Origin of the sequence: Paenibacillus sp. NPDC056579, assembly GCF_042793215.1 — a bacterium.
Lineage (GTDB): Bacteria > Bacillota > Bacilli > Paenibacillales > NBRC-103111 > Paenibacillus_S.
The window spans coordinates 590,197-603,585 of the sequence record NZ_JBHTVD010000003.1; the positions used below are offsets into that span (position 1 = coordinate 590,197).

Annotated in this window: 21 protein-coding genes; 2 read left to right on the plus strand and 19 right to left on the minus strand. The window is 46.5% G+C overall.

From position 1 onward, the window contains the following. The 4 genes from ACFQ88_RS15270 to ACFQ88_RS15285 form a co-directional block, all read right to left on the minus strand. The gene (locus tag ACFQ88_RS15270) at positions 1 to 408 is read right to left on the minus strand and encodes a DoxX family protein (protein ID WP_379454657.1); all 408 of its coding nucleotides are present in this window, start codon (positions 406 to 408) and stop codon (positions 1 to 3) included. Between the two features lie 67 nt (positions 409 to 475). Next, positions 476 to 700, minus strand: coding sequence for a DUF896 domain-containing protein (locus tag ACFQ88_RS15275; RefSeq protein WP_239627379.1), 225 nt, complete (start codon positions 698 to 700; stop codon positions 476 to 478). A gap of 222 nt (positions 701 to 922) precedes the next feature. Further along, complete coding sequence (locus ACFQ88_RS15280; RefSeq protein WP_379454658.1) at positions 923 to 1,531, minus strand: histidine phosphatase family protein; 609 nt, start codon at positions 1,529 to 1,531, stop codon at positions 923 to 925. A gap of 53 nt (positions 1,532 to 1,584) precedes the next feature. Beyond that, positions 1,585 to 2,286, minus strand: coding sequence for an HAD family hydrolase (locus tag ACFQ88_RS15285; RefSeq protein WP_379454659.1), 702 nt, complete (start codon positions 2,284 to 2,286; stop codon positions 1,585 to 1,587). A gap of 123 nt (positions 2,287 to 2,409) precedes the next feature. Here ACFQ88_RS15285 and ACFQ88_RS15290 point away from each other — a divergent pair, with 123 nt between their 5' ends. Continuing rightward, entirely contained in the window at positions 2,410 to 2,607 is a 198-nt protein-coding gene (locus tag ACFQ88_RS15290) for a hypothetical protein (RefSeq protein ID WP_379454660.1), read from the plus strand. An 18-nt stretch (positions 2,608 to 2,625) separates the two neighbouring features. Here the strand turns inward: ACFQ88_RS15290 and ACFQ88_RS15295 are convergent, their stop codons facing one another. The 6 genes from ACFQ88_RS15295 to ACFQ88_RS15320 form a co-directional block, all read right to left on the minus strand. Next, positions 2,626 to 3,063 (minus strand): NUDIX hydrolase, encoded by a 438-nt coding sequence (locus ACFQ88_RS15295; protein WP_379454661.1) that lies wholly within the window; start codon positions 3,061 to 3,063, stop codon positions 2,626 to 2,628. 125 nt (positions 3,064 to 3,188) lie between these two features. Beyond that, a complete protein-coding gene (locus tag ACFQ88_RS15300; protein WP_379454662.1) occupies positions 3,189 to 4,460 on the minus strand; it encodes an ATP-binding protein in 1,272 nt (423 codons plus the stop codon). Positions 4,461 to 4,570: 110 nt separating this feature from the next. Further along, a complete protein-coding gene (locus ACFQ88_RS15305) occupies positions 4,571 to 4,963 on the minus strand; it encodes an MmcQ/YjbR family DNA-binding protein (RefSeq protein WP_379454663.1) in 393 nt (130 codons plus the stop codon). 58 nt (positions 4,964 to 5,021) lie between these two features. Continuing rightward, entirely contained in the window at positions 5,022 to 5,567 is a 546-nt protein-coding gene (locus ACFQ88_RS15310; protein WP_379454664.1) for a hypothetical protein, read from the minus strand. A gap of 35 nt (positions 5,568 to 5,602) precedes the next feature. Next, positions 5,603 to 6,388 (minus strand): DUF3891 family protein, encoded by a 786-nt coding sequence (locus tag ACFQ88_RS15315; protein WP_379454665.1) that lies wholly within the window; start codon positions 6,386 to 6,388, stop codon positions 5,603 to 5,605. Positions 6,389 to 6,528: 140 nt separating this feature from the next. Continuing rightward, positions 6,529 to 6,963 (minus strand): NUDIX domain-containing protein, encoded by a 435-nt coding sequence (locus tag ACFQ88_RS15320; protein ID WP_379454666.1) that lies wholly within the window; start codon positions 6,961 to 6,963, stop codon positions 6,529 to 6,531. Positions 6,964 to 7,176: 213 nt separating this feature from the next. Between ACFQ88_RS15320 and ACFQ88_RS15325 the strand changes: the two genes are divergently transcribed. Next, positions 7,177 to 7,635 carry a GNAT family N-acetyltransferase gene (locus tag ACFQ88_RS15325; RefSeq protein WP_239627404.1) on the plus strand — a complete coding sequence of 153 codons (459 nt, stop codon included), beginning with the start codon at positions 7,177 to 7,179 and terminating at the stop codon, positions 7,633 to 7,635. A gap of 88 nt (positions 7,636 to 7,723) precedes the next feature. Here the strand turns inward: ACFQ88_RS15325 and ACFQ88_RS15330 are convergent, their stop codons facing one another. The 9 genes from ACFQ88_RS15330 to ACFQ88_RS15370 all read right to left on the minus strand — a co-directional run bounded on the left by ACFQ88_RS15330 (position 7,724) and on the right by ACFQ88_RS15370 (position 13,292). Next, the gene (locus ACFQ88_RS15330) at positions 7,724 to 8,527 is read right to left on the minus strand and encodes a phosphotransferase family protein (protein ID WP_379454667.1); all 804 of its coding nucleotides are present in this window, start codon (positions 8,525 to 8,527) and stop codon (positions 7,724 to 7,726) included. An 82-nt stretch (positions 8,528 to 8,609) separates the two neighbouring features. Beyond that, positions 8,610 to 9,095 (minus strand): pantetheine-phosphate adenylyltransferase, encoded by a 486-nt coding sequence (coaD, locus tag ACFQ88_RS15335; protein WP_239627410.1) that lies wholly within the window; start codon positions 9,093 to 9,095, stop codon positions 8,610 to 8,612. A gap of 22 nt (positions 9,096 to 9,117) precedes the next feature. Beyond that, positions 9,118 to 9,579 (minus strand): GNAT family N-acetyltransferase, encoded by a 462-nt coding sequence (locus ACFQ88_RS15340; protein ID WP_379454668.1) that lies wholly within the window; start codon positions 9,577 to 9,579, stop codon positions 9,118 to 9,120. A gap of 18 nt (positions 9,580 to 9,597) precedes the next feature. Then, on the minus strand, positions 9,598 to 9,885 hold the full coding sequence (locus ACFQ88_RS15345) for a protease complex subunit PrcB family protein (RefSeq protein WP_379454669.1): 288 nt from the start codon (positions 9,883 to 9,885) through the stop codon (positions 9,598 to 9,600). A gap of 143 nt (positions 9,886 to 10,028) precedes the next feature. After that, the gene (locus ACFQ88_RS15350) at positions 10,029 to 10,508 is read right to left on the minus strand and encodes a GNAT family N-acetyltransferase (RefSeq protein WP_379454670.1); all 480 of its coding nucleotides are present in this window, start codon (positions 10,506 to 10,508) and stop codon (positions 10,029 to 10,031) included. Between the two features lie 14 nt (positions 10,509 to 10,522). Beyond that, a complete protein-coding gene (locus ACFQ88_RS15355; RefSeq protein ID WP_379454671.1) occupies positions 10,523 to 10,693 on the minus strand; it encodes a hypothetical protein in 171 nt (56 codons plus the stop codon). Between the two features lie 594 nt (positions 10,694 to 11,287). Beyond that, positions 11,288 to 12,040 (minus strand): CAP domain-containing protein, encoded by a 753-nt coding sequence (locus tag ACFQ88_RS15360; RefSeq protein WP_379454672.1) that lies wholly within the window; start codon positions 12,038 to 12,040, stop codon positions 11,288 to 11,290. A 101-nt stretch (positions 12,041 to 12,141) separates the two neighbouring features. Next, positions 12,142 to 12,519, minus strand: a complete 378-nt coding sequence (locus ACFQ88_RS15365) for a VOC family protein (RefSeq protein ID WP_239627425.1) — start codon at positions 12,517 to 12,519, stop codon at positions 12,142 to 12,144. A gap of 203 nt (positions 12,520 to 12,722) precedes the next feature. After that, on the minus strand, positions 12,723 to 13,292 hold the full coding sequence (locus tag ACFQ88_RS15370) for a histidine phosphatase family protein (protein WP_379454673.1): 570 nt from the start codon (positions 13,290 to 13,292) through the stop codon (positions 12,723 to 12,725). Positions 13,293 to 13,389: the final 97 nt, after the last annotated feature.

Below are 13,389 nucleotides of genomic sequence, written 5' to 3' on the forward strand. Positions count from 1 at the left end.
TTACCAGAACAAATGGAACACAGCATCGAGCGAGTACGCCCCAGCCCCCGTAAAAGCCAAAGCGGCAACCGAGGCAATAATAACCAGCGGATATTCATAGCCGTTAGCCGTAGCCCACAGCCCATTCGGACCATGAACTTTGACGATGGCGCCAACCATGGTCGCGGCAATCAATGCCGCAGCAACCGGTGTCAACAATCCCGCTGTCAGCATGATTCCGCCTGCCAATTCCATTAGTCCGGCAAAAACTGCCATCGCTACACCCGGCCGAATACCGACCGATTCCATCCAGCTCCCTGTCCCCTTAGGTCCATAACCGCCAAACAGCCCGAACAATTTCTGAGCCCCATGACCGATAAACAATACACCAATAACTACCCGAATAATTAATAATCCAAAATGCATCATAGAAAACATCTCCTTTATTTTTTCTCAATTTGTATTTTCTTAATTTTAAGATATATGGGATGAAAAATTACTGAGACTTATGTTCTTTCATATCTACAAGCTTTTTAGGAGTAACATCATTCCCTAACTCATCCATTACAGAAACGTTCAATAGCGTCGACATGACTTGACCGCGTAAAATCTCTAAATATTGCTTGCGGAGTGCAGCTTGCTCCGCTCTCTCGGGATCCGATAATCCTGTGCTGTGTTCAATTCTGCTCAATTCATTAATGCGGTTTAAAATCGGTATCATTTCCTTCGCCTCCTTGAATTTGTATATCTCAATTTCGTTTATCTTAATTTTAAGATATATTAATTTGAGATAAATGTCAATAACTTTTTTTTACTTTTCACACAAACAGCTGCGGCGTAGTAAAAAAATGATGAACTGCACCCCAATGACGGCTCACAACTTGACATTGGAGGTACAGCTCAGTTTCAATTCTAATAAAAAGCCTCACGCAATGTTGAAGAATCATTCAGCGGCATTCTCACTATGCTGCTGCAAATGGCTCGTACAATTGTACAGCTCGCAGCTCCATGCATTCTCTTCGCTACCGCTTCTATGCAGTACGGTCACTGATGTATTATCTAAATGCGCCTCCGCCTCCAGAGCCGGGATCAGTTTTTTTAATGTATGCTTCAAAATCGCTCCATGGCTAACGACCAGAACCCGTTTCCCCGAGTAGGTGCGGGCAATTTCCTTCAGGCATTCGCTGCCCCTCTCCATCGCCTGCTCCGCCGTCTCGAACCCGATATCGAGCTGCCGCCAGTCCGCTCCCCAGAGGGCGATCCGTTCGTCCTCGGTAGTTCCTTCCGCTTTGCCGCGGCCTAGTTCCCGCAATCGCTCATCCAAAGCTTCGATCGGTATGCCCAGCTTGTCGCTAATAATTTCCGCCGTTTGTTTCGCCCTTAGCAGATCGCTCGCGATAATAACGTCCCACTTCTCTTCGCTTAATCTTTCGGCTACTTTGTGGGCCTGTTGTATCCCTTCATCATCCAACGGATTGTGCGAATGCCCTTGAGTTCGTTTTTCCTTATTCCATGAAGTAACTCCATGTCTTACTAGAGCGATACGGGTCATTTTGTTCCCTTCTTTCTTCTTTTATTCAGATAGTCATATGAATCTATTTCATTTTACAATGCGCCTTCTACCCAGCTTATAACTTCCGTCAAGCACTGACAACGTCTGCTTGCTCTTGCGTCTTCGCTTCTCACCAATATAGCACGGATTCCGGCGGCTTCCGCACCGAAATAGTCGGCTTCTATATTATCCCCTATCATCCATACTTCCGGCGGATGGCCGGACATCTGCAGCGCGAAGTTGAATATCGCGGGATTGGGCTTCTCGTACCCCACCTCTGCGGAGTTGATGAAACCATCGATATGCTCCCATAGCTGAAGCGATTGCACAATCTGTTTTAGCTCCGGTATATGATTCGATACGATAGCGTGCTTCCAGCCCTTTTGACTTAATTGAGTTAAAGCGGGAATGGTATCGTCAAACAATGACCAGCGCGCCAAGTCGATGAAAATTTCTCTAGCCGTTTGCGCCAATGCAAGAGCTAATTCCTTTTCAATTCCGCAATGCTCATATCCTCGAGCAAATTGGTTTAGAATGGGAGCCCACCATGCTGAGGGCGATAAGTTCGGCGGGTTCGAAATGTTCGGTTGGTGCCAAGGAAAGCCGGTCGTCAGAAACGGTTTGAAGTCCGGCGCCGTTATCTTCGTATCCGGATCATGCTTTTGTAGCGCCTCCAGCATCGATGCTCCCCACATCCCGTCTCTACGGTAACCAAGCGTTCCGTCAAAATCCCAAAATATCATCTTTGGATTCACGACAAGATTCTCCTGTCTGTTCGGATTTTCGACAACTTTTTCATTAATGTGATATTCTTAACAGAATATTGACAGGCGAAATGCTACAATAGAAATAACATATAGGAAAAGGAAGTTGTTGGAATGCCAAAGAAAGTTCTTAGGAGTCAATCGGTTCATTATCCGTTTTCCGTTCTGTTGAATAAGACCAAAGTATTGACGCGGGAAGGCAAGGGCGTTGTAGTCGATAAACAGACCGAATGGATTTATGTACGTTTGGATAAGAATGGCGTGATCATCAAAACCAGCATTTTTTTAACGGAGCTCATCGAAACCGCGTAATGCGGTTTTTTTAGTTTATTAGCCTTGTTCCATCCGCGAAGAGATCCATTCCTGGACAAATGGAGTTACTTCCATCCGTCCAAGCTCCTCCAACCGAATCCAGCGTGCCCCTAAAGAATCCTGTCCGTCTCCATCCGATCTCAGCTTTTCCAACCCGCTCGAAGCCTCCACATCATAAATGATTCCTATATGGTGCAAATGCTCTAGCTCTGTTTCCCTTAAGGGATAAATCAACGTGTAGGAGGAAGCCTTCCTGATGATGCCGGCAATATCCGTTAAACCGGTCTCTTCGGCAAATTCTCTCTTTAAAGTCTCATACGGCTCCTCGCCGAACTCGATGGATCCCCCAGGGAAATCCCACTTGTGAATATGAGGTCCCCTTGCTTTTTGCACAAGCAGAACCTGATGATCTCTTACTAGAATGCCGTACACTCCAATATGCGTATAAGTTTGCATAATTACTACCCACGTCCCCTTCTATCCAACCATATAAAAAAACATGCTTATTTCCACAAAAGAAACAAACATGCATATTTATGGAAAATATTAGCACACGAAGTTCACCCCGGCAATACCTTTATTCATGCACTTTCTTTTTGCGGGAATCTCAGCTCAAACTTCGTGCCTCTTCCCACTTCGCTTTGAATATCGATTTTACCGTTCATCTTCTTAATAATTCCGAACGAAACCATAGTGCCAAGCCCTGTTCCCTTATCCTTGGTCGAATAGTAAGGAGTGCCTAGCCGTCTAATTTGCTCTTCCGTCATCCCTACGCCCGAATCACTAATGAGAATAACAACCTGGTCATCCCGACTGCTGGCATGGATTTCCAGTACCCCTCCGTTATGCATCGCTTCAATGGCATTTTTGCCGATATTGATTAATGCCTGTCGGAACTTGTGCTTGTCGCCATCGATATAGATACACTCCTCATCCGTCACGTTGCCGACTATCTGGATATTGTAGTAATTCGCATAGGTTAACAAAATATTCGACAAATACCGGACTTCGTCCTGAATATGTATAGGCTCGATCACTTCGGGATCGGGTTTGGCGAGGGAGAGATAGTCGGTAATGATCACCTGGGCGCGATCCAGCTCTTCAAGACAAAGCTTTTGATAGTACCGCTTCTTCTCCTGGTCGAGCGACTCGGCCCCCAGCAATTGAATAAAGCCTCTTACGGTCGTTAGCGGATTGCGAATCTCATGAGCCACCGCAGCAGCCATATCGCTGACGATTTTTACCTTCTCGCTGCTGACGACCTCTTCCTGCATGTGAAAATAAGAAATGAGAAACTCAATTAAATAAACGCATAACCCGACAATAAATCCTTGAACCAAGTAGGTTTCCAACGTGATGATTGGCCGTACGAACAAGAGCTGAATTTGCGCCGTCAATGTCAAATAGATCGCAAATGTCATGAATTTGATAAGGAAGCTGAGAAAGATAGCCGCAGCGATTTTCGACCACAAGCTAAGCAGGTGATACTTTCTCAAATAAAGGACGACCAGAAGAAAGCTGGGACATAACGAGATGATATAAAGCAATTGGTTGGGGCTATCCATGAAATAACGGCATGCGAATACAATGAAATACAACATCGCGGATACGGGCAACCCTCCGTACAAGGAGCCGATGGCAAGAGGAATGGCGCGAAAATCATACGTAAGCCCGCTTAAATGAATGGGAAAGGACATCGTTACGACTAAGGCAACGGAAAACAGGACAAACAGCAAGAAACAGTACAATCGGGGCTTGCTCTTGGTACGATAAATATACGGATAAAAAACCAGCGGAGAAAAGATCATAAAGATGTTAAGCAAGTAATCTTTAAAATAGCTCAGGCTTATCATACGTTTCTCCCGGAAAGGTTTTTGGACAGCTAGAAGGCCTCTGTACATTTCGACAATTCTTATCGGTTTCCTGCTCATTATAAGTACTTTTCCAACAAAAAAAATAAGCCTTACGGCTCATGATGGTGCAGTGCACGAAGCAGTCTTTTCGGTGCTGTCCGGCCGTAGCCTTCCTCTATTAAATCCTTGACTTCTTCCCAGTTTATGTCGGTCACACTTCGGAGAGAGACCCAGCCGTGCTGTCCTATATAGCGAGTTTTGCTATAGTTGCCGTCCTCTTGCTGAAGCAGAAACTCCTGTGTAGACGGGGCCGTCTTAATTGACATCGTAGGGATATCGTCCTTCTCTCCCATCATCACGAACGGCTTGTCGTTCACGCGAAAGGAGATATGACCGAAGAGATCCGTACTTTCCGTTACTTCAGGATACTGTGTGCAAATCGTTCTGACTTTGTCCAATAAAAGCAAGCTTTGTTCCGATGCAAGCGTCTTCCCGTGGCTCATGTACAGTTCCTCCCATTTCACTTCTATTATTGCTATTCCCTATACTGATTGTCGGCGTTTAAGGAGACGGATATACTCTGCTTCCGCTATAATTGAATGCCTCGATGACAGCAGACGGTTCTCTCTTTTTGAATAAAAGATACCATACGGCCTTTCCTTCGGCTCCGGGATATGGCAAGTATTTATCTATCGGAATTATGGCCGCACGGATACCGTTGACGCGCACTTCTTGTACTTGATTCGCATTGGCTAAGCCGTAAAAAAGCTCATTGTTCTCGATGCTCCCGCCGCCAAGCGGCTTTTGCAGCTCTGAGGTCAATTCCATGCCGGTACCGGTTGTCCGGGACTTGACTCTCCACCCGAACATTGTTTTTGTCAAATAAACCCCTACTATGCTCTGCGACGAATTGACTCCGAAATACAACGCATGATCTCCGCTCTGGAAAGCCGGTACAAGCTCTTGTACCTGCAATGTCTCGCTAACGCCCGCTTGATTGCGAATCGCTTCATCAATCGTACCGAATGAACCGCGATATTGCTCCGCTAATGCAATGATACTATACAAGATTAGTATAACCGCAACCGCTGCTAACCGATCTTTCATCCTGATTCTATAAGCACCCCGCTTCATATAGATTCTTACGGATTTGCCGCCTCTGCAAAAGCAATCTTCTGCTCCAGCAAGTCAGCTTGGCGGTAAGCTTCATTCAGGCCCAGCTGCCGGATGGAACGCTTGTCGATCCGCTTGTATCGCAGAGCAGCCGTGAATGGCGTGCGAAAAGGAAACGGAGACAATTGAACGGTCTCCTCGTCGGTCCATTGAGCCATAAGCTTGCGGTCATCCGTAGGGTCAAAAAGCTTCTCCGAACCGTTAATGCCGTTTCGATACCATGGATGCTCCTGCTCTTTGCTGACGCCTGGCTCATTCAAGCAAATATACAAGGACAAGCTGTCGCAAAGCTGAAGCAGCCGGAAATGCCGATTCACCAACGAATCACTTGTTAGCCGAAGCTTGTTAATAATTCGCTGCTGTCTTGCCTGCTCATACTGAACGAACTCACCGTACTCCTTCGCCATCGTAGCCGCTTGTGGATAAAACGATGCGAAATGACGGCTGCACAGCAAGGCTGCATATTCATTCTTTTGCTCAATTTCATCGACGCCAAACCGGTACAAAACCAGCTTGGGCAGCTCAGGATAATCCATGAACGAATACGGAGCCGCTGCTCGATCATTCCAGATGGGAGTGTCGTCCAGCCTCAGCCAGCTGCGATCGTGCTCGTAAATGGCGTACAACACGTCTTCCACACAGGAATCATCCCCGAAGACGGAAGGGACAAAATGCGACGCCATATCACCCGACAAAGCCGCATGATCAACCTGCGTTATCATAATAAAATGCTTTTCCGTTTCCCGAACGATCATCGTTCTCACTCCTTGTTTGAGCTTGCGACGCTACTTTTTCCGGACCGCAGAAGAAAAGTACCTGTCAGGTGGGCAATATCATAGATTTCTTTAGCCAAAATCGCATGAGTCATGGTTTTCATTTCTTCCCAGTATTGTATTCACAGCCTGCCTGTCAGCTGACCTGCCTTGGTCAATATTCGGCTTCGTTCGCCTTCGCCTTCCAGTTTTGTTACTAGTCCGACAGCGGTTGGGAAGTTCATTACAACATAGCCGGTTTTCTCGAAGCCTTGAGGCATATCCAGGAAGCTTTCCACTCGGGTCAACAACCAGACGGTGTAGCTGTTCGTTTCCTGCCAGTACCAGCAGGCGAAAGGGATTCTTTCCTTGCCCAATACGACTCCAGCCTCTTCCAGTGCTTCTCTATCGAGCGCTTCATCCAATGTTTCGCCTCGCTCAACCCGTCCTCCAATTGTAGTCAAGGCTTGCTCATCGCGATCCCATACCATAATCAGGTTGCCGTTCTCAAGTACAGGCACGCTGTGTACGCCTGCAATCGGCTTGTCTTGCGGCAGCTCGGAAATAAATCTCAGCATCGGTATCTCCTCCGTAGGTTCGATAAATCCTTTATAGGCTACCACAAAATGGAAGTCTATGAAACTAGCTTTTCTTCGATTAGACAAAATTTCCGATTACATATTCATCTATTAGCCCCATATTTGTCAAAAACAGTTATACTCAACCTTTATCGTTACTTACGAATCAACACGTAGTAGCATTATCCATATCAGACGGTAAAGGAGTGCCCTATGTCCATCACTTTAAAAACAATCGACGCCGCGAATTGGCAGAATATCATCCAATTGTCCGTAAGGGCGGATCAGAAATCTTTTGTCGCCAGTAATTCGTTTTCCCTGCTGCAGTCGCATTACGAGTCCGATAAAGTCCCTCTTGCTGTTTATTTGGGGGAGGAGGCCATCGGCTTCATGATGTACGGCAAAGATCCTGAAGACGGAAAGTACTGGATTGTCAGATTCATGATCGACCATAGGCATCAGGGGAAAGGATATGGAAGAACTGCCTTGCTGGAAGCAATCCACTGGATCCGAGGTCTTTCAGACTGCAGTCCCACGATCACGATCAGCTACAAACCCGATAACCTAATCGCGGAAGCTTTGTATGAAAGCGTCGGGTTCAAAAAAACAGGGGAAATGACCTCCGATCATCCCGACAAATGGGAAGTGATTTCGGAGCTGTATGTGAAGTGAACACCTCGTTAAGGAGCCCGCTCCCTATGAAAAAACACACAGATCCTCCCTATGAACAGGCTCTCTGTGTGTTTATCGTTTCATGACTCTATTCAACTTGTCTTGACAGTCTTGAAATTATTTTCAACAAACGAAGCCGTTCTGAAGGTATATGATCCCCAAGTCTTGCGATTGCTACGGGAAAAATCCAAGGGACGATCTCTTGCATGGATGCCGGGTAGTGCTGCAAATACTTCTTCGTATAAGCTTTGAATAATTCGGTTCTTCCATGGTTAAATAAATCCGCATTCGGTATAAAGTCCGGTACTTCGGCAACTTTTAAAATAAGTGCGCTGAAGACAAAATCGGCCATTCGATTGCCTCTCGTTGCATTGACCCAATCCAGTATGACCGGCCCCCGCGGCGAAAGAAGCACATTATCCGGGTGAAAATCGCCATGGCAAACCTCATTGGATTCCGGCAGCGATTCCAACGCGTGCAACGCCTTGTCCCGAATGTCTTCCTCTATCTGTGCCGAGCGGATGCGCCTCTCCAACGAGGCCTTCTGCGATGGCAGACGGTCGCTGCGGCAAGCATGCATTTTAGAGTGAAGCTCGGCGCTCAGCTCCCCTGCCCAAGCCATTTTGGACGCGTCGGCAAGCAGCACCTTCAGAAGCGTCGGGCCCTCCACTTTCTCGTAAACGATGCCGTCTCTTCCTTCGTCTTGAACCAATTCATAGGTTCGTGGCGTCGGCAAATCAAATTCGTTAATCACTCTGGAAACATTGCGCTCATGCTCCACGACATGTAACGGTGTACCGGGATAAAACAATTTGAGCGCTTTTTGGTCCCCATATTCAAACACTTCCGCCTGTCTTCCTTGCCCCAGCTTCACTCTGGCGGGCTCTCCCATGTTCCGCTGCTCCTCTCGCTTAAAATTTATCTTAATACTACTTATGCACAACCCCATTCCGATCGGGCCGGACACACTCGACTTAGCCGCCGCTTAACAATGACTGTATGTACTCTTGGGCATGCTCCGTCAAATATTCGGCTGCCAATTCATATTTTTTCGTTTGCAAAAACATTTTGACCAGTGTGCTGCTCGTATTCAAATGCTTGGTCGTCGGGGTTAAATAAACGGTTTCAGCCAAGCACGCCTTACGGTTGTACTGCTCCAGCTTAATCTCGTAATCCAGATCGGTAGAGCCTCTGATCCCTCTTATGATGACGTCGATGCTGCGCTCCGCAATGTAATCGGCGATGACTCCGCCGTGATGAACGATGCTTACGGATTGGCTCACATGGAGTGTGGATAGCCGGATGATTTCGCACCGTTGCTCCGGTGTAAACAAATACGTCTTGCTGCTGTTGCCCGCTACTACAACATCAATATGCTCGAACAGCCGTGTCGCCCGCTCCAAAATATTCAAATGCCCCAGCGTAAAAGGATCGAACGATCCGGGATAAATGGCTCTCAAACGGATACACCTCCTGGTGAAATCACAATTCCTTATAGACGAATTCCCTATAAATGGTATACCCGTTTTTGGCATAAAAATCCCTGGCCATTGCGTTAGCCGCCCAATAATCGAGTTCAACCTTGACTGCTTCGTTATTGCGTGCGAATTCGTCTATTATCTCGAGCAGACGAGAGCCGTAGCCTTGGGAGCGATGGTACTGCGAGATGCTGATCTGGTGGATGAATACCGAACGATATGGTTTCTTGAAAGCATTCTCGGCATAAGCCTTCAGTTCGATCCAGGCATACCCGACAGGCTCACCCTGCACTCCCGCAAGAAAAAATACATGCGAAGGCTTCGTTACCATAGCAGCAAAAAACTGTTTGATCGGTTCATACTCGTATTCCTTAAAATAGTCCGGATACAACCGGACATGGACCTCATGAACGTACCGATTCAATCGGGCAATTGTTTCAAAGTCCCTTGTTTGTACGATTTGCATCTTTTTTCAATCCCCCGTTCACTTAACCCAGCGTAAGCGGATCGGCAATTCCGTTCTATCCATGACAAGTAAAATGGCAGGGTAGTCAAACACTGCAAGAGTAGCGCCTGACCGTGGCTTCACATCCTCCGCTTCAATTAGAAGATAGCCCTCTCTATCCTTCACATCATGAACTTTAATACTGTAACCACTGCTAGATTTGGTTCCGCTGGTCAGGATAATGTACTGTTTATTGTCCAAGGTAATCGTATCGAAACCGGAGTACGGATGCAGCCTTGCAACCGCCTCGTTCCAAAACTGATTCAATCGGGCGTTTTCTTGGAGAGTGTTCCGAAGTGATTGCCCCTCCAGTATTTCATAAGCCGGTCTTCCCATGGAGCATCCAACAATAAGGAATAAGAGACATATGGCAGCAGCACCCAGAACTCGACTTATCATTAGAACCAACCTTAATTAGCCAGTAGAAGCTTCAGCTTGCAGCCGCCAGTGATTAGGAAACCTTCCCTTTCATAAAAGGCTAAGCTTCGTTCAAACTCAGGCAGCTGAGGCGTTGCGACCTCCAGCCGTTTCCAATCTTTGGATCTGGCAAAATTAACTGCGAACGCGATCAAGCTTTTTCCAGTCCCGTGCGAGCGAAATTCCTCGCGCACATACAGCTCCTGAATCACACCGTAGCTCCCGTTCGCATATAGCGAGAAGCTTTCACACATCGATAAAAAACCGACAATGCCAGCGGATTCAAGGTCTACTGCCTTAAGCACAGTGTACTGCCCTGAGGAGATCAGTTGTCTGCACAATGGTGCAGCATCTTCCTTAGGAAAAAGCTGTTCATCTCCAACAGTCTTCACGATAATCTCGGTCATCAGCTCTTTGTATAACGCTGCAATGGGTATTGCGTCCATTTCATTGCAAATTAGAATATCAATCACGGATGCTCTACCTCTCATTCCACGTCGAATTTCCCCTGCTCGATCTGCTCTTTCATCAGCTCCAGTGTTTTCAGGCTGCCGAGCAAATAGTGCTGCTTTTCCTTCGTATCTACAACGCTGACAGGCGTATCCTTAATCTGTGCAATCTTATCATTCAGCCAAGCAATGAAGAGCTGTTTATTCATCGGTATACCCCCATTATTAAGTCGGTCCTATTCGAGAATTGGAATAATATAGAATTCGGTACTATTGTAAAAATCCCTTCCTCAGCCTTGCTAGATCTGAAGGTTGACAATTAAGTTTTTGCGAGATTCTGGCAAAGTGATAAATTAGAAAAAAGTTTTAGGAATATTATTATTGAAAGCGCATTCTATTTAATTAATAAAAAGATGTAAAAGCTACTGCTGCTTTGAAACGAGATGGTCGATTGGAGTTGAGTAGTTCATTGGGATGAAGGGCGGTAGAGCGTTCCATTTGGGGTAATAGCAAGTTTAACGGGACGATAGTACCCAGTTTATTGCGCCTAACTTGCAGGGTACTGGGCATTTACGAGCAGATAGCCGTACTACTGGCCCATGGAAGTGGCGAATGAATTGACTACTAGGATACCGTGCAGCTATTGCTCATGACCTAGCATTGGCCTTATTTTATTTAAGCAAATAATAAAGCATGTCAGCTAACCTCACGAATTTAGTATGTCCCTTCTCAAGGAAGCCATTCATAAAATGAAAAAAAGAAGCCCTTTAATTGCGGCTTCTTTTCCTGAGGACGGAACGGTATTACCCTGTGAATTCTTGCACCCAAGCATTGTTATAGAAACCAACGCCGATTTTGGTAAAGGATCCGTTAAGAATGTTGGCTCTATGCCCCGGACTGTTCATCCAATCGTTCATAACCTGTGAAGGGCTGGTTTGCCCCTTGGCAATATTTTCACCGGCTGAATTGTAGGTAATGCCAAATTCATTCATCATATCGAACGGAGAGCCGTGTGTTGGAGAATTGTGATCAAAGTAGTTATTGTTTATCATATCCTGCGCCTTGACCAAAGCCATATTGGCTAACTCAGGACTCATTGTAAGTGCCCCTAAACCCGCTTTGCTTCTTTCTTGATTAACCAAATCCAGTACCTGCTGAGCATATTCCGAGCTGCCTTGTGGAGCTTGCCCAGTCGGCGAAGGTGTGGCCGGTGTCGGATACGCTGGATTGGATGGAGCCTGGTAGGTTGGATTGGTAGGTGCCTGATAATTTGGAGGAACTTGATAAGACGGATTCGAAGGTACCTGTGTTATCGGATTTCCCGCCGGTGGTTGTATCAAGTCCCATATATTAGAAGGAATTCCATTAGGAGCTCCTTTCATGGTGACTGATCCTTGATACGGAGTCGATGTTGACGTTGATGACGCCTGTGGGGTGCCAGGAGTCGGTGCAGCTGATTGAGACTTCATGGAAGGAGTCTTTTGCGCCGCATTGTTGTTGCTGGCTGTACAGCCTGATACAAGTAATATTACTGCCAAAACAATATATTTAACCATGACACTGTCTCCTCCGTTCGATAAAGTTATGAAGGTACGCCATTAACTTTTCCGGAGACAGCTTGAATTATTCGCATTGTTCTGTGTGATGCTAAATCACATCAAATATCCATAGTAAACAGCTTATTGCCTTCCGGATCCCAAAATTCGAAGGCATGCTTGTCATGGGCAAGCTCTCCGACTTGGACACCGCGTTCGATCAAATAATCTCGGGCGGCAGCCGCATCGGTGCATCGGAAATGAAATGCTGCATAAGGCAGCGGTGCTACCGGCTCCGGCATTCCTACCAGAATGAATCCGACACGATTTTCCATATTGAACCCGGCCAAAGGCTTTTTGGGATCGTCATTCGTCCACGCAGGGACCAGGCCCAGCGTCTTCGTATAGAAATCGTATGCTTTCCCGAAGTTATACACGTGGATATAACAATTGCCAATATCTTGAGTAAACGGAATCGCGCTTACTTTGCTTTCGCTCATTATTGATTGCCCCTTCGAGTTATGATATGGATCAGAACCATGACAGCGCTTCTCTGTGCGCACTTTCGATCCTATTCTTGATCGGCAAACCCGATATCTTCCTTTTCGGCAATAGGCTCTCATTTTTTTACATTTTAAAGAAAAACATATTATTTAAGTTTATTACTAATGAGTCTGTCTGGAAACAACTCAAACAGAATAACTTACTCCCAAAGTTTCTTCACGCTCTTAAGCTGTTCCTCTTCAAATTCCAGCTTGTAAATATCCGGCTTGGACGTGCTTTTCCAAAAAGCAAAGCCATAATCGCTGTCAAAGTAGTTCATTATGATGGTCATAATATTGCCGTGCGTACCGACAGCTATTTTGCTGCCCGCATGTTTCTTAAGGAGCTGCTTGATGACCGGAACAGCCCGTTCCTGAGCCTCCCGTGTACTCTCTCCGCCTTCCAGCTTGAAATCGAGATCCGTGAATGACTGCTCCACAGCATCCAGCAGCTCCAGCTCGGTGATACTCACATCCAAGCTTGCAATTGGGCGCTCACGCAGCTCCTCGTACTCAAGTATCGTTTGGCCGCAAGCTTCTGCCAGCAGAAGAATCGTATCTATAGCGCGGGTATACGGGCTGGATACGAAGACATCGATGGCTTCGTGACGAAGTATTTGGTCTATTTGGCGGGCATCCTGCTTTCCTTTAACGGATAACCCTCGTAATCTCTCATTTCCTGCAACATATGGAGATTCCGCATGCCGGATCATATAAAGAAACGTTGTCATATAGCAGCTCCTGCCTTCATGAGGGAATTAGTTGTTCCGGTTCGAATACACATGAAGCGCCTGGAGGGCTGTATCACGGCTCAGTCCGGTCCTCTGA

What these genes read in the sequence shown, in the direction of transcription:
- ACFQ88_RS15270 (WP_379454657.1), bottom strand. Translation starts at nt 408, where the DNA reads ATGATGCATTTTGGATTATTAATTATTCGGGTAGTTATTGGTGTATTG.
- ACFQ88_RS15275 (WP_239627379.1), bottom strand. Translation starts at nt 700, where the DNA reads ATGATACCGATTTTAAACCGCATTAATGAATTGAGCAGAATTGAACAC.
- ACFQ88_RS15280 (WP_379454658.1), bottom strand. Translation starts at nt 1,531, where the DNA reads ATGACCCGTATCGCTCTAGTAAGACATGGAGTTACTTCATGGAATAAG.
- ACFQ88_RS15290 (WP_379454660.1), top strand. Translation starts at nt 2,410, where the DNA reads ATGCCAAAGAAAGTTCTTAGGAGTCAATCGGTTCATTATCCGTTTTCC.
- ACFQ88_RS15295 (WP_379454661.1), bottom strand. Translation starts at nt 3,063, where the DNA reads ATGCAAACTTATACGCATATTGGAGTGTACGGCATTCTAGTAAGAGAT.
- ACFQ88_RS15300 (WP_379454662.1), bottom strand. Translation starts at nt 4,460, where the DNA reads ATGATAAGCCTGAGCTATTTTAAAGATTACTTGCTTAACATCTTTATG.
- ACFQ88_RS15305 (WP_379454663.1), bottom strand. Translation starts at nt 4,963, where the DNA reads ATGAGCCACGGGAAGACGCTTGCATCGGAACAAAGCTTGCTTTTATTG.
- ACFQ88_RS15310 (WP_379454664.1), bottom strand. Translation starts at nt 5,567, where the DNA reads ATGAAAGATCGGTTAGCAGCGGTTGCGGTTATACTAATCTTGTATAGT.
- ACFQ88_RS15315 (WP_379454665.1), bottom strand. Translation starts at nt 6,388, where the DNA reads ATGATCGTTCGGGAAACGGAAAAGCATTTTATTATGATAACGCAGGTT.
- ACFQ88_RS15320 (WP_379454666.1), bottom strand. Translation starts at nt 6,963, where the DNA reads ATGCTGAGATTTATTTCCGAGCTGCCGCAAGACAAGCCGATTGCAGGC.
- ACFQ88_RS15325 (WP_239627404.1), top strand. Translation starts at nt 7,177, where the DNA reads ATGTCCATCACTTTAAAAACAATCGACGCCGCGAATTGGCAGAATATC.
- ACFQ88_RS15330 (WP_379454667.1), bottom strand. Translation starts at nt 8,527, where the DNA reads ATGGGAGAGCCCGCCAGAGTGAAGCTGGGGCAAGGAAGACAGGCGGAA.
- ACFQ88_RS15340 (WP_379454668.1), bottom strand. Translation starts at nt 9,579, where the DNA reads ATGCAAATCGTACAAACAAGGGACTTTGAAACAATTGCCCGATTGAAT.
- ACFQ88_RS15355 (WP_379454671.1), bottom strand. Translation starts at nt 10,693, where the DNA reads ATGAATAAACAGCTCTTCATTGCTTGGCTGAATGATAAGATTGCACAG.
- ACFQ88_RS15360 (WP_379454672.1), bottom strand. Translation starts at nt 12,040, where the DNA reads ATGGTTAAATATATTGTTTTGGCAGTAATATTACTTGTATCAGGCTGT.
- ACFQ88_RS15365 (WP_239627425.1), bottom strand. Translation starts at nt 12,519, where the DNA reads ATGAGCGAAAGCAAAGTAAGCGCGATTCCGTTTACTCAAGATATTGGC.
- ACFQ88_RS15370 (WP_379454673.1), bottom strand. Translation starts at nt 13,292, where the DNA reads ATGACAACGTTTCTTTATATGATCCGGCATGCGGAATCTCCATATGTT.